The sequence below is a fragment of the Streptomyces vilmorinianum genome (assembly GCF_005517195.1).
GTDB classification, from domain to species: Bacteria; Actinomycetota; Actinomycetes; order Streptomycetales; family Streptomycetaceae; genus Streptomyces; species Streptomyces vilmorinianum.
Genome location: NZ_CP040244.1, coordinates 5,943,004 through 5,963,504, shown reverse-complemented (window position 1 = coordinate 5,963,504; position 20,501 = coordinate 5,943,004). Strand labels below are relative to the sequence as shown.

The 20,501-nt window shown below is 71.7% G+C and carries 19 protein-coding genes and 3 pseudogenes; 14 read left to right on the top strand and 8 right to left on the bottom strand.

Annotated features, from left to right (window positions below; all coding sequences use genetic code 11):
* Positions 1-109: 109 nt before the first annotated feature.
* The 10 genes and pseudogenes from FDM97_RS27570 to gatB form a co-directional block, all read left to right on the top strand.
* A pseudogene (locus FDM97_RS27570) lies at positions 110-409 on the top strand (LOG family protein); the annotation flags it as partial.
* A gap of 7 nt (positions 410-416) precedes the next feature.
* Positions 417-1,115 carry an SDR family oxidoreductase gene (locus FDM97_RS27565; protein ID WP_137993213.1) on the top strand — a complete coding sequence of 233 codons (699 nt, stop codon included), beginning with the start codon at positions 417-419 and terminating at the stop codon, positions 1,113-1,115.
* 115 nt (positions 1,116-1,230) lie between these two features.
* Complete coding sequence (locus FDM97_RS27560; RefSeq protein WP_175439252.1) at positions 1,231-1,698, top strand: AAA family ATPase; 468 nt, start codon at positions 1,231-1,233, stop codon at positions 1,696-1,698.
* 23 nt (positions 1,699-1,721) lie between these two features.
* Positions 1,722-2,717: a methionine synthase gene (locus tag FDM97_RS27555; protein WP_137995061.1), complete on the top strand. Its 996-nt coding sequence runs from the start codon at positions 1,722-1,724 to the stop codon at positions 2,715-2,717.
* Between the two features lie 33 nt (positions 2,718-2,750).
* Positions 2,751-4,931: an NAD-dependent DNA ligase LigA gene (ligA, locus tag FDM97_RS27550; protein WP_137993211.1), complete on the top strand. Its 2,181-nt coding sequence runs from the start codon at positions 2,751-2,753 to the stop codon at positions 4,929-4,931.
* 241 nt (positions 4,932-5,172) lie between these two features.
* Positions 5,173-7,320: a putative bifunctional diguanylate cyclase/phosphodiesterase gene (locus FDM97_RS27545; protein WP_137993210.1), complete on the top strand. Its 2,148-nt coding sequence runs from the start codon at positions 5,173-5,175 to the stop codon at positions 7,318-7,320.
* A 130-nt stretch (positions 7,321-7,450) separates the two neighbouring features.
* A complete protein-coding gene (gene gatC, locus FDM97_RS27540) occupies positions 7,451-7,747 on the top strand; it encodes an Asp-tRNA(Asn)/Glu-tRNA(Gln) amidotransferase subunit GatC (protein ID WP_015036350.1) in 297 nt (98 codons plus the stop codon).
* A 5-nt stretch (positions 7,748-7,752) separates the two neighbouring features.
* On the top strand, positions 7,753-9,258 hold the full coding sequence (gatA, locus tag FDM97_RS27535) for an Asp-tRNA(Asn)/Glu-tRNA(Gln) amidotransferase subunit GatA (RefSeq protein ID WP_137993209.1): 1,506 nt from the start codon (positions 7,753-7,755) through the stop codon (positions 9,256-9,258).
* 5 nt (positions 9,259-9,263) lie between these two features.
* The gene (locus FDM97_RS27530) at positions 9,264-9,497 is read left to right on the top strand and encodes a hypothetical protein (RefSeq protein ID WP_030492500.1); all 234 of its coding nucleotides are present in this window, start codon (positions 9,264-9,266) and stop codon (positions 9,495-9,497) included.
* 15 nt (positions 9,498-9,512) lie between these two features.
* Entirely contained in the window at positions 9,513-11,024 is a 1,512-nt protein-coding gene (gene gatB, locus FDM97_RS27525) for an Asp-tRNA(Asn)/Glu-tRNA(Gln) amidotransferase subunit GatB (protein ID WP_137993208.1), read from the top strand.
* A gap of 41 nt (positions 11,025-11,065) precedes the next feature.
* On the opposite strand, the gene FDM97_RS27520 is transcribed toward gatB, so the two are convergent.
* The 4 genes from FDM97_RS27520 to FDM97_RS27505 are packed head-to-tail and all read right to left on the bottom strand — an operon-like array spanning position 11,066 to position 15,271.
* Positions 11,066-13,822 (bottom strand): tetratricopeptide repeat protein, encoded by a 2,757-nt coding sequence (locus FDM97_RS27520; RefSeq protein WP_137993207.1) that lies wholly within the window; start codon positions 13,820-13,822, stop codon positions 11,066-11,068.
* Positions 13,819-14,220, bottom strand: a complete 402-nt coding sequence (locus FDM97_RS27515) for a hypothetical protein (protein WP_254705775.1) — start codon at positions 14,218-14,220, stop codon at positions 13,819-13,821. The genes FDM97_RS27520 and FDM97_RS27515 overlap by 4 nt, the downstream gene beginning before the upstream one ends.
* Positions 14,202-14,447, bottom strand: a complete 246-nt coding sequence (locus FDM97_RS27510; protein WP_137993206.1) for a DUF397 domain-containing protein — start codon at positions 14,445-14,447, stop codon at positions 14,202-14,204. Before FDM97_RS27510 ends, FDM97_RS27515 begins: the two co-directional genes overlap by 19 nt.
* A complete protein-coding gene (locus FDM97_RS27505; protein ID WP_137993205.1) occupies positions 14,444-15,271 on the bottom strand; it encodes a helix-turn-helix domain-containing protein in 828 nt (275 codons plus the stop codon). The genes FDM97_RS27510 and FDM97_RS27505 overlap by 4 nt, the downstream gene beginning before the upstream one ends.
* 112 nt (positions 15,272-15,383) lie before the next feature.
* Here FDM97_RS27505 and FDM97_RS27500 point away from each other — a divergent pair.
* A pseudogene (locus FDM97_RS27500) lies at positions 15,384-15,773 on the top strand (ATP-binding protein); the annotation flags it as partial.
* A 56-nt stretch (positions 15,774-15,829) separates the two neighbouring features.
* On the opposite strand, the pseudogene FDM97_RS27495 reads toward FDM97_RS27500, so the two are convergent.
* Positions 15,830-16,337: pseudogene (locus FDM97_RS27495) on the bottom strand (helix-turn-helix domain-containing protein); the annotation flags it as partial.
* Positions 16,338-16,463: 126 nt separating this feature from the next.
* On the opposite strand from FDM97_RS27495, the gene FDM97_RS27490 reads away from it, so the two are divergent.
* Entirely contained in the window at positions 16,464-17,828 is a 1,365-nt protein-coding gene (locus FDM97_RS27490) for an MFS transporter (protein WP_137993204.1), read from the top strand.
* Between the two features lie 17 nt (positions 17,829-17,845).
* On the opposite strand, the gene FDM97_RS27485 is transcribed toward FDM97_RS27490, so the two are convergent.
* Entirely contained in the window at positions 17,846-18,226 is a 381-nt protein-coding gene (locus FDM97_RS27485; RefSeq protein ID WP_137993203.1) for a winged helix-turn-helix transcriptional regulator, read from the bottom strand.
* A 117-nt stretch (positions 18,227-18,343) separates the two neighbouring features.
* Here FDM97_RS27485 and FDM97_RS27480 point away from each other — a divergent pair, with 117 nt between their 5' ends.
* Complete coding sequence (locus FDM97_RS27480) at positions 18,344-18,751, top strand: RidA family protein (protein WP_137993202.1); 408 nt, start codon at positions 18,344-18,346, stop codon at positions 18,749-18,751.
* Positions 18,752-18,793: 42 nt separating this feature from the next.
* On the opposite strand, the gene FDM97_RS27475 is transcribed toward FDM97_RS27480, so the two are convergent.
* Complete coding sequence (locus tag FDM97_RS27475; RefSeq protein WP_137993201.1) at positions 18,794-19,012, bottom strand: DUF6892 domain-containing protein; 219 nt, start codon at positions 19,010-19,012, stop codon at positions 18,794-18,796.
* Between the two features lie 92 nt (positions 19,013-19,104).
* Between FDM97_RS27475 and FDM97_RS27470 the strand changes: the two genes are divergently transcribed.
* Positions 19,105-19,728, top strand: a complete 624-nt coding sequence (locus FDM97_RS27470; RefSeq protein WP_254705774.1) for a hypothetical protein — start codon at positions 19,105-19,107, stop codon at positions 19,726-19,728.
* Between the two features lie 135 nt (positions 19,729-19,863).
* Here the strand turns inward: FDM97_RS27470 and FDM97_RS27465 are convergent, their stop codons facing one another.
* Positions 19,864-20,334 carry a DUF4265 domain-containing protein gene (locus FDM97_RS27465; RefSeq protein WP_137993200.1) on the bottom strand — a complete coding sequence of 157 codons (471 nt, stop codon included), beginning with the start codon at positions 20,332-20,334 and terminating at the stop codon, positions 19,864-19,866.
* Between the last annotated feature and the right edge of the window lie 167 nt (positions 20,335-20,501).

Genomic DNA, 20,501 nt, shown 5'->3' with positions numbered 1-20,501 from the left:
ACGACCGGAGCCGTTCCCGGAACTCATCGGTGTCCGGCGGGATTTCCCCGAAAATCTCGGCTGTCGACGGCACCACCTACGGTGGAGCCCAAGGCCGGCCACACCCGGGAAGGCGCTGCTCCTCGACCGGTCCGACGCGATCGTGGTCATGGTCGGCGGCACCGGCACCCTCGACGAGGCCACCGAGGTCCTGGAGCTGAGAAAGCACGGCAAGCACACCAAGCCGGTGGTGCTGCTGAACACGGCCGGGTTCTACGACGGCCTGAAGGCCCAGTTCCGCCGCATGGAGCGGGAGGGTTTCCTGCCGCTGCCGCTGCCGCTGCCGCTGCCGCTCACGGACCTCGTCTTCTTCGCGGAGGACGGCGTGACGGCGCTCGCGTACCTGGAGGAGTCCGGGCGCACCCGGTGATGCGAGCATGGGGCCCATGGCTACTCATGTGATCACCGGAGCCGGTTCCGGCATCGGCGCGGCCGTCGCGCGGCGCCTTCACGCGCGCGGGGACGAGCTCGTGCTGCACGCGCGCGACGCCGGCCGGGCCAAGGAGCTCGCGGCCGAGTTCCCCGGCGCGCGGACGCTCGTCGGGGACCTCGCCGACCCCGATCGGCTCTCCTGGGCGTTCTCTCACCAGAGTCTGCCCGAGCGGGTCGACACCCTCCTGCACATCGCGGGCGTCGTCGACCTCGGGCCGGTCGGGGAGCTGACGCCCAAGACCTGGCACCACCAGCTCAACGTCAACCTCGTCTCCCCCGCCGAGCTGACCCGGCACTTCCTGCCCCAACTGCGGGTCACCCAGGGCCACGTCGTCTTCGTGAACTCCGGCGCCGGGCTCAACGCCCACGCCGAGTGGAGCGCCTACGCCGCCTCCAAGCACGGGCTGAAGGCGCTCGCCGACTCCCTGCGCCACGAGGAGCACGCCAACGGCGTGCGGGTCACCTCGGTCTACCCGGGCAGGACCGCCAGCCCGATGCAGGCCAAGGTGCACGCGCAGGAGGGCAAGGAGTACGACCCGTCGAGGTGGATCGACCCCGAGTCGGTCGCGACGGCGATCCTCACCGCCATCGACCTGCCGCGCGACGCGGAGATCAACGACCTGACGGTCCGTCCGGGGCGCTGAGCCGACGACGGGGGCGGGGCGCAATTCGATCACCGGCGGTACGCAGGGGACCGTCGTCCAGGCCGGACACATCGAGCACCTCGTCGTCCACCAGGCCCCGCCGGCACCCGACGAGGTGACCGTCGCTCCGCCCTGGCGGCGGCGGGGCACCCCGCTGCGCGGCCGCGACGAGCTGCTCGCCCGGCTGCGGGCGGCCACCGGCACACAGGTGCTGTACGGGCTCGGGGGCGTCGGCAAGACCAGCCTCGCCCTGGAGCTGGCGGGCTCCTTCGCCGCCGAGGGCGCGCCCGTGTGGTGGGTGGCCGCCCAGGACGGCGCACGGCTGGCGGGCGGCCTGCGGGCGGTCGCCCGCCGCGTCGGGCTCGGCGAGGAGGAGCTCGCCACCGGTCAGACCGCCGACCTGCTCTGGGAACGGCTCGCCGCCCTCGCCGGTCCCTGGCTCCTCGTCCTCGACCCGGCCGCCGCGCACGCCGAGCTCACCGCAGTCCTGGACGCCCGCACCCGCGTCCTCGGCCCTGGTCACCCGGTCACCGTCGCCACCCGCGAGGCCGTGGAGCGAACGGGACGTACGCTTCCCGAGTGAGCGACAAGAGCGACAAGAGCGAGATGAACGACTTCCCCTGGGGCCCCGCCACCGGTGTCGGGTCCATGCCCGGCGGAGACGCCCGGGAGGCCGCGAAGACCGTCGCCGGTTCCTTCGAGGACTTCCCCTTCCTGGCGGAGCTGCCCGCGCGCGGGCCCGGCGCCGACATGATCGGGCGGACCATCGGGCTGCTCGTCGAGATGTACGCGCACGTGGAGCCGAGCGGCTGGCGGGTCAGCGACCGGCCCGGCCGTGACACCCGGCGCGCCCGCTCCTGGCTCCGCGAGGACCTCGACGCCCTGGAGGAGTTCACCCAGGGCTACGAGGGGCCGCTCAAGGTCCAGGCCGTGGGGCCGTGGACGCTCGCCGCGGCCCTGGAGCTGCGCGGTGGCGAGGCCGCCCTCGGCGACCCCGGCGCCTGCCGGGACCTGGTGGGCTCCCTCGCCGAGGGGCTCCGCGACCACCTCGCCGGGCTCCGCAGGAGGGTCCCCGGCGCCCGGCTCGTCCTCCAGCTCGACGAGCCCTCCCTGACGGCCGTCCTGCGCGGCCACGTCCGTACCGCCAGCGGATACCGCACCCACCGGGCCGTCGACCGGCAGGTCGTCGAGAGCGCCCTGCGCGAGGTGATCGCGGTCCACGACGGCCCGGTCGTCGTCCACTCCTGCGCCCCCGACGTACCGTTCGCGCTCCTGCGGCGGGCCGGCGTCGCCGGCGTCTCGTTCGACTTCGGACTGCTCACCGAACGTGACGAGGAGCCGATCGGCGAGGCCGTGGAGGCGGGCACCAAGCTCTTCGTGGGCGTGGTGCCCTCCACCGACGCGGCATTGTCGGACCCGGGCGGTAGCGTCATGGGTGTCAGGACGCTGTGGCGCAGGCTGGGGCTGAATCCGGGGACTCTCGCCGAGTCCGTCGTGGTCACCCCGACGTGCGGGCTCGCGGGCGCGTCGCCCGCCTACGCCCGCACGGCGCTCGCCCACTGCGCCCGGGCGGCGAGATCGCTCGCGGACAACCCTGAGTGACTTCGGTCAGAGGCAACGGGAGGACGAGTAACGGTGGCAGTCGAACAGGGGGCCCTGCCCGCCGGGGCACGGGAGCAGCACGCGGAGCTGGCCGAGCAGGTCGAGGAGCACCGCTTCCGGTACTACGTGAAGGACCAGCCGGTCGTCAGCGACGCCGAGTTCGACCGGCTGCTGCGTGCCCTGGAGGAGCTGGAGGAGCAGTTCCCCGAGCTGCGGACGCCCGACTCGCCGACCCAGAAGGTCGCGGGCCAGTACGAGACGGAGTTCACCTCCGTCGAGCACCGCGAGCGGATGCTCTCCCTCGACAACGCCTTCGACGACCTGGAACTGGCCGCCTGGGCCGAGCGGGTCGCCCGTGACGTGGGCACGTCCGACCACCACTTCCTCTGCGAGCTCAAGGTCGACGGCCTCGCGGTCAACCTCACGTACGAGCACGGCAGGCTGACCCGGGCGGCGACCCGTGGCGACGGGCGCACGGGCGAGGACATCACGCCCAACGTCCGTACGATCGCGGACATCCCGGAGCGGCTCCGGGGCGAGCGGATCCCGGACCTGGTCGAGATCCGCGGCGAGGTCTACTTCCCGATGGAGGCCTTCGAGGGGCTCAACGCCCGTCTGGTGGAGGCCGGTGACAAGCCCTTCGCCAACCCCCGTAACGCGGCGGCCGGTTCGCTGCGCCAGAAGGACCCCAAGGTCACCGCGACCCGCCCGCTGCACATGATCGTCCACGGCATCGGCGCCCGCGACGGCCTCGACATCTCCCGGCTCTCGGAGGCCTACGAGCTGCTGCGCGAGTGGGGCCTGCCGACCGCCCGGCACAACAAGGTGGTCGACTCGCTGGAGGGCGTACGGGAGTTCATCGCGTACTTCGGCGAGCACCGGCACTCCGTGGAGCACGAGATCGACGGGGTCGTCGTCAAGCTCGACGAGATCCCGCTCCAGGGGCGGCTGGGCTCCACCGCGCGCGCCCCGCGCTGGGCGATCGCCTGGAAGTACGCGCCCGAGGAGGTCAACACCAAGCTCGTCGACATCAAGGTCGGTGTCGGCCGCACGGGCCGCGTGACTCCGTACGCGCAGGTGGAGCCGGTCACGGTCGCGGGCTCCGAGGTCGAGTTCGCCACCCTCCACAACCAGGAGGTGGTGAAGACCAAGGGTGTCCTGATCGGGGACACGGTCGTGCTGCGCAAGGCCGGCGATGTCATCCCGGAGATCCTCGGCCCGGTCGCCGACCTGCGGGACGGCACCGAGCGGGAGTTCGTGATGCCGGCCGAGTGCCCCGAGTGCGGGACGCCGCTGCGGGCCATGAAGGAGGGCGACATCGATCTGCGCTGCCCCAACGCGCGGACGTGCCCCGCCCAGTTGCGTGAACGTCTCTTCTATCTGGCCGGCCGTGAGTGCCTCGACATCGAGAACTTCGGCGCGGTGGCCGCGGCGGCGCTGACCCGCCCGCTGGAGCCGGCCGAGCCGCCGCTGGCCGACGAGGGCGATCTCTTCGACCTGACCATCGAGCAGCTGCTGCCCATCAAGGCGTACGTCCTCGACCAGGACAGCGGGCTGCCCAAGCGGGACCCGAAGACCGGCGAGGAGAAGGTCGTCACGGTCTTCGCCAACCAGAAGGGCGAGCCGAAGAAGAACGCGCTGGCGATGCTGGAGAACATCGCGGCGGCCAAGGAGCGGCCGCTGGCCCGGTTCATCAACGGTCTCTCGATCCGCCATGTGGGACCGGTGGCCGCGCAGGCGCTGGCCCGCGAGTTCCGCTCCCTGGACCGGATCGAGCAGGCGACGCAGGAGGAGCTGGCGGCCGTCGACGGGGTCGGCGGGATCATCGCGGCCGCGGTGAAGGACTGGTTCGCCGAGGACTGGCACCGCGAGATCGTGCGCAAGTGGCGCGAGGCCGGGGTCCGTCTCGAGGACGAGGGCGCGGGGGAGGACCAGGGCCCGCGTCCGCTGGAGGGGCTCACGGTCGTCGTGACCGGCACCCTGCAGAACTTCACCAGGGATGGCGCAAAAGAGTCGCTCCAGAGCCGCGGAGCGAAGGTGACCGGTTCCGTTTCGAAGAAGACCGACTTCGTGGTCGTCGGCGACAACCCCGGCTCCAAGTACGACAAGGCCATGCAGCTGAAGGTTCCGGTTCTCGACGAGGACGGCTTCGCGGTGCTGCTCGAACAGGGTGCCGAAGCTGCTCGGGAGGCGGCGGTTCCGGCCGAGGGATAGCGCTTTCCGAGGCCTCCCGGCGGCCCGCGAACATCACCCGTTCGGCGCATACCAGATCGTTAGGGGTGGCTGGGTCGCATTCGGGCAAGAGATGGAGAGCGCTGCCCGTCGGAGCCCTCCGCCGCCTAGTGTTGAGACCGTGCGTCTGTCGTGCACGGCGGTGTGAGGACTCTGCCGGTCGTGGCGGCATGACAACGGCCCATCGCGTTGCAACGGCACCGCCGGCTGTGAGAGGGACGGAATGAAACCGACCGAGAGTGCCGCCGCCCCGGTCTCACGGCCGCGTGGCCGCGCGGCCTGCGTGGGCATCAGCTCCGGGCTGCCCGGAGCCGTGGTGGGCATCGCCGCCGTCGTGCTCGCCACCGGGTTCTTCCGGGCGCTGAGCACCGGCCACGGACTCTTCCCCGGCGGCGCCGCGGGCTGGTCCCTCGCCGTCCTCACCGGGCTCATCGTCGGCCACCTGGTCGCGCTCGGCCGCGACCGCTGGTGGGGCGGCACCGGCTCTGGCGCCGCCCTCACCCTCGCCGTCCTGCTCCTGTACGGCTGGGTGCCCGCCGGGCTCGTCTCGATGGCCGTCGTCGTCCTGGTCGGCGCGGCCCGCCGCCACCGCTGGCGCCAGGGCCTGCTGCACGGGGCCGTGGACGTCCTCGGCATCGGCACGGCCGCCCTGGTCCTCGCCGTGTTCGGAGACGTACCGACCGTCGAGAGGCCCTGGCAGCCCCCCGACTGGGGGATCGCGGACATACCGGAGGTCGCGCTCGCCGCGGTCGCCTATCTCGTGGTGACCCGGCTGCTCCTGTGGTACGTCCTCTCCCCCCGGGGCGGCGGACTGCCGACCATCGCCCGCACCGCCCTGCTCCGGCAGGGGCTCGTCGCCGTCGCGCTCCTCGGCATCGCCCCGCTGATCTGCGTCGTCGCCGTCTCCCAGCCGGTGCTGCTGCCGCTCTTCGCCGTCCCGCTCATCGCCCTCGACTCCACCCTCTGGATCGCCCGCGCCCGCGCCGAGGAGCAGCTGCGCGACCCGCTGACCGGCCTGCCGAACCGGCAGTGGCTCCTGGAGAGGGCCTGGACGGCTCTGGAGGAGGCCGAGGGAGGGGGCGCCCGTTCCGCCCTCGTCCTGATCGACCTCGACCGTTTCCGATCGGTCAACGACACCCTGGGGCACCTCGCCGGAGACCGGCTGCTGCTCCAGATAGCCGAGCGGCTCAAGCTCGCGCTGCCGCGCGGCGCGGAGGCCGCACGGCTCGGCGGCGACGAGTTCGCCGTGCTGCTCCCTACTGCCGACTCCACGACGAGCGCCCAGCGGGTCGCCCGCCACCTGGTCGCCGAACTCTCCTCGCCCCTCGACCTCGACGGGCTCACGCTCGTCCTGGAGGCGAGCGCCGGCGTCGCCGTCTTCCCCGACCACGCGCTCGACGCGGAGGGGCTGCTGCGGCGGGCCGACGTCGCCATGTACCAGGCGAAGCGGGACCGTACGGGCGTGGAGGTGTACGAGTCCAAGCGCGACTCCAACACCCCCGACCGGCTCGGACTCCTCGGCGACCTGCGCCGCGCCCTGGACGCCGGCGAGGTCGAGCTCCACTACCAGCCCAAGGTCCGCTTCGACGGGCAGGTCGCCGGCCTGGAGGCCCTGGTGCGCTGGGTGCACCCGGAGCGCGGCCGGGTCCCTCCGGACGAGTTCATCGCGATCGCCGAGTCCTCGGGCCTCATGCCCCACCTCACCGAGTACGTCCTGGAGACCGCGCTCGCGCAGGTCGCCCGGTGGCGCGCCCAGGGGTTGAACGTTCCTGTCGCCGTCAACGTCTCGCCCCGCGACGTCCACACCCCCGGCTTCGCCGGCGCGGTCGCCGCCCGCCTCGCCCGCCACGGCGTCCCGGCCGGAGCGCTGCAACTGGAGATAACGGAACACGTGCTCCTGGAGGACCCGCAGCGCGCCGCGGACACCATGGCCGGGCTGACCGGCCACGGCGTGAAGATGTCCCTGGACGACTTCGGGACCGGCTACTCCTCCCTGGTCCACCTGCGCCGCCTCCCGGTGAGCGAGCTGAAGATCGACCGCTCCTTCGTGGCCCGGCTCGCCGTCGACGCGGAGGACGCCGAGATCGTCCGCTGCACCCTCGACCTCGCGCACTCCCTCGGCCTGCTCGTCGTCGCCGAGGGCGTCGAGGACGACGAGACCTGGGAGCGCCTGCGCGACCTGGGCTGCGACGCGGTCCAGGGCTGGCTGGTCGCCGCGGCGATGCCGCCGGGCGAGACCACGGCCTGGCTCCGCGCCCGCGGCGAGCACGGCTGGCGCCGCCCCTCGGAGGAGGCCGCGGAGGCCGCGGAGGCCGCGCGGGCGGCGTCGATCGTGGACGTCGACCAGCCCTCCGGCCACGTCGTGCAGTAGCCGTGCCGTAGCCGGGCAGCAGCCCTCGGGGGCGGGTGGTGCGGCAGCGGGGGGCAAACCGTTTCACGGGTAGAGGTGCGGGCCCCATAGGATTGGGCCAACACCATCAAACTCACCCCGTGAGGATCGCATGCCTGGCATCACGCGCGAGGAGGTCGCCCACCTCGCACGGCTGGCGCGTCTGGAGCTGAAGGGCGAAGAGCTCGATCACTTCGCCGGTCAGCTCGACGACATCATCGGCGCGGTCGCCCGCGTCTCCGAGGTCGCCGACCAAGACGTACCGCCGACCTCCCACCCGCTGCCGCTGACGAACGTCATGCGCGCGGACGAGGTCCGTCCGTCGCTCACCCCCGAGCAGGCGCTCTCCGGCGCCCCGGCCCAGGAGCAGCAGCGTTTCAAGGTGCCGCAGATCCTGGGGGAGGACTAATCACCATGACGGACACCAACGTCACCATCATCAAGCTCACGGCCGCCGAGATCGCCGGCAGGATCGCCTCCGGCGAGCTCACCGCCGTCGAGGTCACCGAGGCCCACCTCGCCCGGATCGAGGCCGTCGACGAGAAGGTGCACGCCTTCCTGCACGTCGACCGCGAGGGCGCCCTCGCGCAGGCCCGCGCCGTGGACGAGAAGCGCGCCAGGGGCGAGAAGCTCGGCCCGCTGGCCGGCGTCCCCCTCGCGCTGAAGGACATCTTCACCACCGTCGGCGTCCCGACGACCGTCGGTTCGAAGATCCTCGAAGGCTGGATCCCGCCGTACGACGCGACCCTGGTGAAGAACCTCAAGGCCGCCGACGTCGTCATCCTCGGCAAGACCAACATGGACGAGTTCGCCATGGGGTCGTCGACGGAGAACAGCGCGTACGGCCCGACCGGCAACCCCTGGGACCTCACCCGGATCCCCGGCGGCTCCGGCGGTGGCTCCTCCGCCGCCCTCGCCGCGTACGAGGCCCCGCTGGCCATCGGCACGGACACCGGCGGCTCGATCCGCCAGCCCGCCGCCGTCACCGGCACCGTCGGCGTCAAGCCGACCTACGGCGGTGTCTCCCGCTTCGGCATGGTGGCCTTCTCCTCCTCCCTCGACCAGGGCGGCCCCTGCGCCCGTACGGTCCTGGACGCGGCGCTGCTCCACGAGGCCATCGCCGGGCACGACCCGCTCGACTCGACCTCCATCGACGCCCCGGTCCCGCCGGTCGTCGAGGCGGCCCGCAACGGCTCCGTCGCCGGCATGCGCGTCGGTGTCGTCAAGCAGTTCCGCGGCGAGGGCTACCAGGCCGGTGTCGTCCAGCGCTTCGACGAGTCCGTCGAGCTGCTGAAGTCGCTCGGCGCCGAGATCGTCGAGCTGGACTGCCCGACCTTCGACCTCGCCCTTTCGGCGTACTACCTGATCGCGCCGTCCGAGTGCTCCTCCAACCTCGCGCGCTTCGACGCGATGCGCTACGGCCTGCGCGTCGGCGACGACGGCACCCGGTCCGCCGAGGACGTCACCGCGATGACCCGCGAGGCCGGCTTCGGCGACGAGGTCAAGCGCCGCATCATCCTCGGTACGTACGCGCTGAGCTCCGGCTACTACGACGCGTACTACGGCTCGGCCCAGAAGGTCCGTACCCTCATCACCCGCGAGTTCGAGCAGGCCTTCGAGCAGGTGGACGTGATCGTCTCCCCGACGACCCCCACCACCGCCTTCCCGATCGGCGAGCGCGCCGACGACCCGATGGCGATGTACCTCGCGGACCTGTGCACGATCCCGACCAACCTGGCCGGCAACGCGGCCATGTCGCTGCCCTGCGGCCTCGCGCCGGAGGACGGTCTGCCGGTCGGCCTGCAGATCATCGCTCCCGCCATGAAGGACGACCGGCTGTACAAGGTCGGCGCCGCCGTCGAGGCCGCCTTCGTGGAAAAGTGGGGCCACCCGCTGCTTGAGGAGGCTCCGTCGCTGTGAGTGCCATGGCAAAGAAGGCCAAGAACTTCAAGAAGTCCAAGACGGGCATCTACGTCTCGCTGGCCACCACCGCGTTCGGCGCGGTCAGCGTCGCGAAGCAGGCGAAGCTCGCCCGCAACGACCACGACATGCTGCGGCTGATCGACTCCGCCGTGTCCGCCGCAGCCATCGTTACCGGCCTGGCGATCCTCTACCGGGAGCTGAAGCGCCTGGGCGACGACGACGTCCTGCTGGGCTGAGAGGGAAGTCTCACCGTGACTGTCACTGAACTGCTGTCGTACGACGCGGCGCTCGCCGAGTACGACCCCGTCATGGGCCTGGAGGTCCATGTCGAACTCGGTACGAAGACCAAGATGTTCTGCGGTTGCTCGACCGAGCTGGGCGCCGACGCCAACTCGCAGACCTGCCCCACCTGTCTCGGTCTGCCCGGCTCGCTGCCCGTCGTCAACGCGATCGGCGTCGAGTCCGCCATCAAGATCGGTCTCGCGCTGAACTGCGAGATCGCCGAGTGGTGCCGCTTCGCCCGGAAGAACTACTTCTATCCGGACATGCCGAAGAACTTCCAGACCTCGCAGTACGACGAGCCGATCGCCTTCAACGGCTATCTGGACGTCCAGCTGGAGGACGGCGAGATCTTCCGCGTGGAGATCGAGCGCGCCCACATGGAGGAGGACACCGGCAAGTCGACGCACATCGGCGGTGCCACGGGCCGTATCCACGGCGCCTCGCACTCGCTGCTCGACTACAACCGGGCCGGCATCCCCCTCATCGAGATCGTCACCAAGCCGATCGAGGGCGCGGGCGAGCGGGCTCCCGAGGTCGCCAAGGCGTACGTCGCCGAGCTGCGCGAGCTGATCCGCGCGCTGGACGTCTCCGAGGCGCGGATGGACAAGGGCCAGATGCGCTGCGACGTGAACCTGTCGCTGCGCAGGCACGGCGCCCCGGCCTTCGGCACGCGCAGCGAGACGAAGAACGTCAACTCGCTGCGCAGCGTCGAGCGCGCCTGCCGCTTCGAGATCCAGCGCCACGCGGCGGTGCTCTCGGCCGGCGGCACGATCGTGCAGGAGACCCGTCACTTCCACGAGGACGACGGCACCACCACCTCCGGCCGGATCAAGGACAACGCCGAGGACTACCGGTACTTCCCGGAGCCCGACCTCGTCCCCGTCGCCCCGTCCCGCGAGTGGGTCGAGGAGCTGCGTGCCACGCTGCCCGAGCTGCCGCGCGTGCGCCGCAACCGGCTCCGCGAGGAGTGGGGTGTGTCGGAGCACGACATGCAGTCGATCCTCAACGCGGGCGCCGTCGACCTGATCGTCGCGACCACGGACGCCGGTGCTCCGGCGGACCAGGCCCGCAAGTGGTGGATGGGCGAACTGGCCCGCTCCGCCAACGAGTCGGGCGTCGCCCTGGACGAGCTGGCGATCACCCCGGCGCAGGTCGCCCGGGTGACGGAGCTGGTCGCCGCCGGTGAACTCACCGACAAGCTGGCCCGCCAGGTCATCGAGGGCGTGCTCGCCGGCGAGGGCGGCCCGGACGAGGTCGTCGAGAAGCGCGGCCTGAAGGTCGTCTCCGACGAGGGCGCGCTCGGCACGGCCGTCGACGAGGCCATCGCGTCCAACGCGGGCATCGCCGACAAGATCCGCGGCGGCAAGGTCGCGGCGGTCGGCGCCCTGGTCGGCGCGGTCATGAAGGCCACCCGCGGCCAGGCGGACGCGGCGCGCGTGAAGGAGCTCATCCTGGAGCGCCTGGGCGTCTCCGAGGGCTGAGTCCGGCGTCTTGTACGCGTACGAGGGCGGCGCCCCGGGTCTCACGACCCGGGGCGCCGCCCTCTTCGTAGCATCGTGAGGCAGCCGTCCCTGGTCTGGCGCAGGTGCCCGAGGAGCTCGGCGTACACGGGCGGATTGGCGGGGGCGGAGCGCTCGGCCAGGGTGATCGCCTCGCCGACGGGCACCAGCGCCTCCTCCCACCGCCCCTCGAGGGCGAGGAAACGGCCGAGGTTGTTGAGGACCCGGGCCAGGTCGAAGGTGTACGCGGCCGGGCCGGCGTCGAACGCCGTACGGTACAGCTCCACGGCGCGCCGGGTCGCGGCGAGCCCCTCGGGGCGCCGCCCGGCCTCCTCCAGGCACATGCCGAGGTTCGACAGCGACTGGGCGAGGTCGGCCCGGTGGGGGTCCGGATGCTCGGCGTACAGGCGCTCGCGGAGGGAGACGGCCTCCTCGGCGGCGGCCAGGGCCTCGGCCGGACGACCCACCCCCAGCAGGTAGTTGGCCAGATTCGACAGCGACTGGGCGAGCCCGGGGGAGTGGGCGGCCAGGTTGCCCGCGGCGAGGCGGCGGCGGATCGCGACGGCCTCGGCCGTCACGTCCACGGCCTCGGGCAGACGACCGGCCGCCGCGAGGTCGGCGCCCAGACTCGTCAAGCCGAGGGCGAGTGTCGGTTCGTGCGCGGCGGCGTTGGCCCGGGCGAGGCTGCGCTGGACGGTCACCGCCTGCAGCGAGAGCGCCAGGGCATCGGCCTGTCGCCCCTGAGCGGCCAGGTGGTTGGCGAGGTTGGTGAGGGAGCCCGCGAGGTCCGGCTCGTGGGCGGCGGGGTCTCGTTCGGCGAGCCGCAGCCACAGGGCGACCGCCTCGCGCGTCGCGTCGGCGGCCTCGGGCCAACGGCCGAGGTCGGAAAGGTAGTTGCCGAGGCTGTGCAGCGCCCCGGCCAGGTGCTCCTCGTGTGCGGGATCGGCGGCGACGATCCCGCGCCACGCGGCCACGGACCGCTCGCCCACGGCGAGGGCCTCCCGGTGCCTACCGGTCATGGCGAGCCAGATGCCCAGGTCGTTGAGGAGTCCCGCGTGCATTCCCTCCCATCGCGCGGGCTCGGCCTCGGCGAGCCGCCCGAACAGCGCGGCCGACTCTTGGGTCACGACCACGGCCTGCGCGGGCCGCCCGGAGAGGGCCAGACAGTGGCCGAGGCGGGCGAGCGAGGTGGCGAGCGCCGGGACATCCTCGGGGAGTTCCTCCTGCGCGGCGAGGGCCTGTTCGGCCGCCTCCAGGGCCCGGTCGATATGTCCGGCGTGCGAGAGGCGGGTGCTGAGGTGGTGGTACCCGGTCGCGCGGGTGGCGGGAGAGCCGTCGAGGGCGATCAACTCGTCGACGATCCGGCGCGTGACGGCGGCCATGCCCGCGTCGAGATCCACGTGGCGGTGGACCGGGAAGCGGGCCTCGACCGCGGAGAGGAGCCGGATCGGTACGTCGTCCAGGGCGGCGAGCGCGCTGAGGGCGGCGCCGCCGGCGGCGAGCGCGAGGCCGGGATCGGAGGCGAGGAGCGGGTAGAGGTGCCGTGGCGCGAGGTGGGGCCAGCGCTGCGCGGCGGCGGCCAGGAAGGTGACCGCGCGCTCGGCGTGCGGGCCGATCAGGTGCGCGGTGGTGGGCGCGGCCCAGTCCATGGCCGGGTAGTCGGCGCTGTGCCCCGGGAGCGTGAGGGCGAGGAAGTCCTCGGCGAGCCGGTCGGGGTAGAGCGGCTCCAGGACGGTGCCGCGTTCGGGATCGGTGGCCGGGTAGCAGAAGGCGTGGTCGTCGAGGACCCGGCCGGGGGCAAGACCGGTGTCGAGCCCGGCCACGACGGCCGACCCCGTGGACCGGTCGAGCGACCCGGTGAGCGCGGCGGCGAAGACGGCCCGGTTCATGGCCTGCGGTGAGGTCGCGTACGGCCCGCCCCGGGCGAAGAGGGTGCCCCAGTGCAGGTGCTCGCGGTCGAGGAGATAGACGGTGAGCCCGGCGAGATCGGTGGGCGGCCGGCGCCCGTGCGCGTGGGCGTCGACGGCGACGAGGGCGGCCATGTGCAGGGCGAGGGTCAGCCCGTACGGGGGAGGGGGACCCGGTACGGCGGCCGGGACGCCGTACCGTACGGCGAAGGCGTCCCGGGCGGCGTCGTACATCCGGGCGCCGTCGGGGAGTTCGCTCAGGAGGTGGCTTGAGGTCCCGGCCTGGTGGTTGGCGAGCGAGGCGCGGACGGCGGGCCAGGCGTCGGCGGTACGGGCGAGCAGCAGGATCCTCGTCGGCAGACCGGGCCGGTGGAGCAGGGCGTTGCTGAACAGCCAGGTGAGGTGGGTGAGGGGCCAGCGGTCCGCGTAGTCGACGACCAGGAGGACGCCGGGGTGTCCGTCGATCGTCAGGTCCTGGCTGCCGGGCGGTGGTTGGACGGAACCGGGTCCGTTGGTGGCGGCGACGACCCGCCAGCCCGCCTGCCGGGTCTCGTCGGCGAACCGGGCGGCGAGGCGGGTCTTGCCCTGCCCGCCGGGGGCGTGCATCCAGCGGACGGCGAGCCGGGCCCTTTGGTCACGCCACGCGCGCAGGTCGGCCAGCTCGGCCTCGCGCCCCGTGAACGGCACCACTTCGAAACGGGAGTTGAGCATGCGGCTCGGTAACTCCCGCAGCCACTCCGGATCGGGTTCGGGTGCGGGGCGCCAGTTGTGGAGGAGGTAGACGGGTGATCCGTCCCCGAACACATGGATGTCCGCCCCGATGGCTCCGTACGCGTACCCGGAGAGCGCGGTGACGTGCTGCTCGACGCTCACGCGTCCGGGTTGCGGTGGAAGACGATGTTCCCGTGCTGGACACCGAAGACCCGCGCGTTGTCGTGGGCGGTGTTGTGCTGCACGGACTGCTGGGCGCCAGGGGCGTCCCGTATCAGCGCGCGCAGCTCGTCGGCGTACTCCGGGTGCTCGGCAAGGAGGGCGCGCAGCCGCAGGGCCCAGGCGGGCACGAGCGCCTGCCGCGCGTCGTCGGCGGCCTGGGCGTCCTCGGCCCCGGCGACGAGGGCGGCGTCCTCCTCAAGCCGCCCTTCGACCTCCGCCCGCCCCCGGAACAGCCGGACCACCCCGTCCCGGGTGACCTGCCAGGCATCCGTGGCCATGGCGGCGACAACGGCCCCGCCGCCGGCGGCGGCCAGGGCGGTCAGCGACTCTTCCAGCATGTGAACTCGGCCCAGGCGGAGGGGGAGACGCTGAAGACGGGGCTGCTGTCGGCGAGCTTGGAGTCGCGGACGTGGACGGCGGCGGGGTGGGCGGCGACCTCGATGCAGTCGCCGCCTTCGCTGCCGCTGTAACTGGACTTGTGCCAGTCGTAGGCGACTTCGAGGCAGGCGCCACCCTCGCTGCCGCTGTAGCTGGACTTGAACCACGAAAGTGCTGCAGAGCTCATGTCTCTCCTGCCAGACGATCCAGCAGGCCCATGGTTTCCTCGGGCGTCAGGGCCTGTGATCGCAGCATTCCATACTTCTGCTGGAGGATCCCGACCTCGTCGGGGTCGTCGATGAGGAAGCTGACGCGCTGCCCCTCGATGTAGGCGAGATGGGCGTGTTCAGGCGTCTCGACCAGCACCATGGGCCCGTCGAGCCCCGCATGTCTCGTGAGCTTCTTCGGAAGGATCTGCAGGGCGAGGAAGGGTAGTTCGGCCGCTTCGCGCAGGTGGCGGATCTGCTCGTGCAGGACCTCCGCCCCGCCGATCGGCTGCTCCAGGATCGACTCGTTGAGGAGGAAGGACATCATCGGCGGCCAGGGCTTCTGCTCGAAGATCCGCTGCCGGTCGATCCGGGCGAGCAGGCGCTCCTCCGCCTGTTGCTCCGTGATGGGCGGGTAGAGGCTGTCGAAGACGGCGCGGGCGTACTCGGGTGTCTGAAGCAGGCCGGGTACGACCTGGTTCTCGTACCAGCACAGGCTGAGCGCTTTTGCCTCCTCGTCGATGAAGTCCCGCGCGAACTCCGGGTACCGCTCCCGCTCCGGCACCTTGCTCACCGCCGCCGTCAACGCCCCCTTCGTGTCCAGGAGTTCGTCCAGCTCGGCTGCGAGTTTGATCCGCAAGGGTCTCCGCCCCTGCTCGATCGACCCCAGCGTCTCAAGCCCGATGCACAGGAGCGACGCGAGGTGCGGCTGGGTCATGCCCGCGTTCTTCCGGTAGAGGCCGACGAGCGCGCCGACGACTTCCCACGAGGGGACCTTCTTGCGAGGTTTCTTCCCTGGCTGCATGGGCAGTGCCTTCCCCGCCCCGTGCGTACCCGACGCATTCCGGACCCGTACAAAGAATTTGTACGGCTTCCCTCCCTGGGGCGCATGAGGCGCGAGTCGTCATCGTGCCACCATGACCGATCAACTCACCCTCCTCCACCAGGCGTTCTTCCGTCGAGAGCGCCGATCCGTGCGCCTCGCCAGGGAGTTCACCCGCAGGGTCCTGACCGAATGGCGTCTGGACGCCCGTACGGACGACGTACTCCTGTGCGTCAGCGAGCTCGCCACCAACGCCCTTCTCCACGGCGTCCCCCCGGGCCGCGGCTATGCCCTCCACCTCTCCGTCCACCCGTCCGGCCGCACGCTCCGCATCGAGCTCCACGACAGCGGCGACGGCACCCCGACCCTCCGCGAACCCACCGACGAGTCCGGCCGTGGCCTCCTGCTCGTCTCGGCCCTGGCCGACCGCTGGGGGGTGGGGGAGCGCAACCCCGGCAAGATCGTCTGGTGCGAGTTCAGCGGTGCGATCCAGCTTGACGGTGGGGTGGGGGCGGTCGCCGGGGCCGGATCGGTTGCGGACGGTCCGGCGCGGACGACGGCTTGGTCTCCTCGTGGACCGAACAGGTGCAGGATCTCCACGGTGTTCGTGTCCGCGGGGCCGAACCAGTGCGGCTCGGTGGTGTCGAACTCGGCCACTTCGCCGGGGCGCAGCGTGACGTCCTGCGCCCCGAGGATGAGGCGTAGCCGACCGGCGAGGACGTAGAGCCATTCGTAGCCCTCGTGGGTGACCAGTTCCGGTTGGCGGGGTGCCAGTACCTGCTTGAAGACCTGGACTCGGCCCGGGTACTGCGTCAGGGGCACGAGGACGCTGCCGTGCTTCTTGTGCACGGGCCGGAGGTGCACCCGAGGGTCACCGCTGGTCCAGCGTCGGGCGCCGCTTGCCCGATTCCACCCGGGACAGTGTGCTGACGGAGATCCCGGTCGTGGCCGCCAGTGCCTCGAGCGTGAGTCCCCGTTCCCTGCGCAGCCTGGGCCCTATGCCGTCGAGAATCTGCTCCAGCTCCGCGTCCTTGGAACCTGTGTTCATGGATCCAGTTTTGCAGTGTTCGCAAAATCGATGGGCTGTGGGCGTCGTCCCCTCCGATCCTTGCCGGGCAGTGTTCCCGGACGTGAGAGGTGGACCTTGACCGCGACGACTCACCCAGTTCAGCCCATGCTGAGTGCGCGCAGGCGCTGGACGGTACTGGCCGTCTGCTGCCTGAGCATGTTCCTGGTGGGCCTGGACACCACCATCGTCAATGTGGGTCTGCCGGCCATCGGGCGCGGCCTGGATGTCGACACGCGCGGTCTCGAATGGATCGTGGACGCCTACACCCTCGTCCTGGCCAGTCTCCTGATCTCCTCCGGCGCACTGGCGGATCGCTTCGGGCGCCGCCGGGTGTTCCAGTGCGGGCTGGTCGTGTTCGGCGCGGCCTCACTGGTCTGCGCGCTCGCCCCGTCGGCGGGCGTACTCGTCGCGGCCCGCGCCCTGCAGGGCGTCGGCGCCTCGATGCTCAGCCCCGTGGCGCTCGCGATCGTGGTGAACGCGATGCCGGACCCGAAGGAACGGGCGCAGGCGATCGGCGTCTGGGCGTCGGTGTTCGGGCTGAGCATGGCCGCCGGTCCCGTCACGGGCGGCGCGCTGCTCGCGGGGCTCGACTGGCGGGCGCTGTTCTGGATCAACGCACCGGTCATCGCGGCCGCTCTGCTGCTCAGTGCGCTGTTCGTGCCGGAGTCCCGGGCGCAGCGGGCCCGGCGGCTCGACCTGCCCGGCCAGGTCCTGCTGACCGCGGTCCTCGCGGTCGTGGTCGGCGTCCTGATCGAAGGGCCGCGCATCGGCTGGACGTCGCCCGCGGCGCTGGCGGGATACGTAGGGGCTGCCGCGGCTACCGCCGGATTCGTATGGGTCGAGTCCCGCCGACGTGAGCCGCTGATGGATCTGCGGCTCTTCGGGCGCCCGGTCTTCAGCGGCGCCGTCGTGGGCGCCGTGGCGGTCTTCGTCGCCCTGAGCATGACACTGCTCCTCAACACCCTCTACCTGCAGCACACCCGGGAATGGACGCCGCTGGCCGCCGGCGTGGCGACCTTGCCCCTGGCCGCCGGCGCGATCGTCTGCGCCCCGTGGTCCGGCCGCATGGTCGGCCGCACGGGACCGCGGCTGCCGCTGCTCCTCGCCGGCGGTTTCATCACGGTCGGCGGGCTCTGCCTGGTTGGGCTCACCCCGCACACGAGCGTGCTCCTGCTTCTGGCCGCGTACGTGCTCATCGGCATCGGGTTCGGCTTCGCCAACGCCCCGATCACCAACACCGCGGTCAACGGACTGCCACCCGCCCGTGCCGGCGTGGCCGGGGCGATCACCTCCACCGCACGGCAACTCGGCTCTGCCATCGGCATCGCCCTCGCCGGCGGCCTGGTCACGGCCGCCGGCCCGACGGGGCTCGCGCACGCGTCCCGCCCGGGCTGGATCCTGGTCGCCGGCTGTGGCGTACTGCTCCTCCTCGTCGCCCGCGTGGGCCCCGCTTCCCCGCAAGCGCGGTGAGCGACGCGATCGCCCTGTCAGGCGTCGAAGCGGTGGCGGGAGGTCTCGATGTGGCCGAGGTACCGGTGCGTCCAGGCGCACAGCCCGTCGATCGTCACCCGCAGGGCCTGGCCCGGCTCGGTGAGGGCGTACTCGACCCGCGGGGGCACGACGGGGTGCACCGTCCGCTCGACGAGACCGTTGCGCTCCAGCATGCGCAGGTTCTGGGTGAGCATCTTGTGGCTGATGCCCTCGATCTCGTTCCGCAGTTCACTGAAGCGCAGGGTGCCCTCCCCCAGGGCCTCGATGATCAGGAGCGCCCACTTGTTGGCGACGTCCGAGAAGATCTCCCGCGCCAGAGAGTCCGCACGCCTCAGGTCCGCGTCCTCGGGCGAGCCGCTGAACTGCTTGGTTCCCATGAGGTTCCCCAGTCACCGAAAAGTGCGTTCTTCCACGTCAGCGGTCACTCTCCTACGGTTTCTGAGTAACCACAAGAGACCAAGGGACGTCTTGGTCGCGACATGGAGGCATGCATCATGGCCATCACCCTGGTGAACCCCGCAGGATTGCCCGAGATCGACGTCTACCGGCAGGTGTCGATCGCGTCCGGGTCGAAACTGGTCTTCGTCGCCGGGCAGGTCGCCTGGGATGGCGCCGGGGTCACGGTCGGCGCAGGCGACCTCGCCGCGCAGGTCGAGCAGTGCTACCTCAACATCGCCACCGCCCTGGCCGGGGCCGGGGGTTCCTTCGACGACGTGGCGAAACTGACCGTCCACGTCGTCGACTGGACCCCCGACAAGATGCCCCTGCTCCTGGAGGGGATGTCCCGGGCGGCCGCGAAGCTGGGGGTCACCCCCGTCCCGCCGGCCACGCTGCTGGGCGTGGCGGCACTGGACGTACCCGACCACCTGGTCGAGATCGAAGCCACCGCGGTCCTCGACTGAACGCAGCTCGGTCACATCCACACGTGACCGACCGGGCACGTCCTAGCAGCGTGCCGCGATACCCCTGGCGGCCAGGAGCTCCAGGGAGCCGGGGAGCATGTGCTCCAGCGCGCGCCCGCCGGTGAAGAGCGTGTCGAGGTCGTCGACGCCGTGTGCTTGCATGTGCTCCCTCAGGCTGAACATGGGCGCCAGCGTCTCGTCCCAGTACATGAGCTTCTCGACGACGAGGAGCTTGAAGCTGAAGTCACGGAAGTCGGTCATGGGACACGTATATCAACGGGCTCCGACATCCCTGCCGCCGCGGAGCATGGCCGATGCCCGACCCCGGTCGGCATGCCTTCTAGGCTGGCCGGGTGACGGACGTGGACGTGAGCAAGCCGCAGGACGGGGCCATAGGCCGACGGGCGTACTTCCTTTTCACCCTCGCCGTGGTGGCGCTCGGTTGGGTGATCGCGGCGGCCAACACCGGGATCTCGTACCTCGCGTTGGGCCTCGACGCCATCCCGATCTTTGCCGGCTTCCTCGGGTGTTGTGTCTTCACCATCGTCCTGCGCTTCCTCCACTGCGCGTGGTGGCTCGCCTTCCTCTCCCTGCTGCCGGCCCTCCTCGTGCTCGTCGGCTCCGTCCAGTACCCCATCGAGGCCGCCCTCGACAGCAGAGGTGTGCGCGAGAGCGTCCTCGTCACGGCCGACGAGAACCACCGCTACACCCTGGTCGGCCGGCTGGGCGAGCTCAAGGAGACCCTGGAGTACGAGGAGGGCGAGCGGAAGTACCAGGTGGGCGACCGGGTCGAGGTGATCCACGACCCGGAGGGCGTTGTTCCGCTGGAGGAGGCGAGCGACGTCGATCCGGGCGGCCGGCTCTTCGGCCTCATCCTCGGCGTCGTGGGCTGGACTGGCATCACCCTGCTCGCCGGCCGGCGCGGTTTCGTACGCCGACGGGCGGGCCGCCGCCCCCTTCTCGACGATGTCTCCTGAACCGAGCTGCTCCGCTCAAGCCTTCAGCCCGGCCTCCCACTTGCGCCGCTGCAGCACGTAGTCGCTGAGCAGGTGCCTGCCCCGGTTCAGCAGCCGGAGCGCGGGGTCTGCGCGGGGCGAACGAGATACCGCTGGTCAGGCCGCCTCCCACGCCTCCGTCCGGCACCCCATCTCCCAGTGCCACCACCCCTCGTCCTCGCCGCGTGCCAGCAGCTCCTTGATCCGGGCGAACGGCGCGTCCGCCGGGACGTTCAGGGCCACCAGGGGGAAGTCGGTGCTGAACGACTCGCCGCCCAGGCCGAAGGGGGAGAGGCGGTCGTGGACCGCCTTCGCGTTCGGGCCGAGGGGGCCGGCGGGGACCGGGAGCACGCGCAGGGTGCAGTTGCCGGAGGCCGTCGTGCGGGCGGCGGCCCAGTGCACGCCCTCGGCGTCCGTCGTGTAGCGGACGACATCGCCCTGGGCCACACCGTCCTGGAGGAACGGCACGTTGTCCACGCGCGCCGTGTCGGGGCCGACCGGGGTCGCCCAGAGGCCCTCGGTGTCCTGGGGGAGCCAGCCCTCGCGCGGGACGAAGCGGAACCAGACCTTGATACGTCCTTCAGTCATCCCGACAGCATCGCGCACCGCGGCCGCGGCCACGCGCTTGGACTCTCGGCACCAGGTGTTGGACGTTCGCCGCCCGGTCGGCGCGAGGTCTTCTCTCCGTCACCCGCTCTCACTACCGTCCCCGGCGAACCACCCAATGGCTCGAAGGCGAACCATTGGCCGTCGAC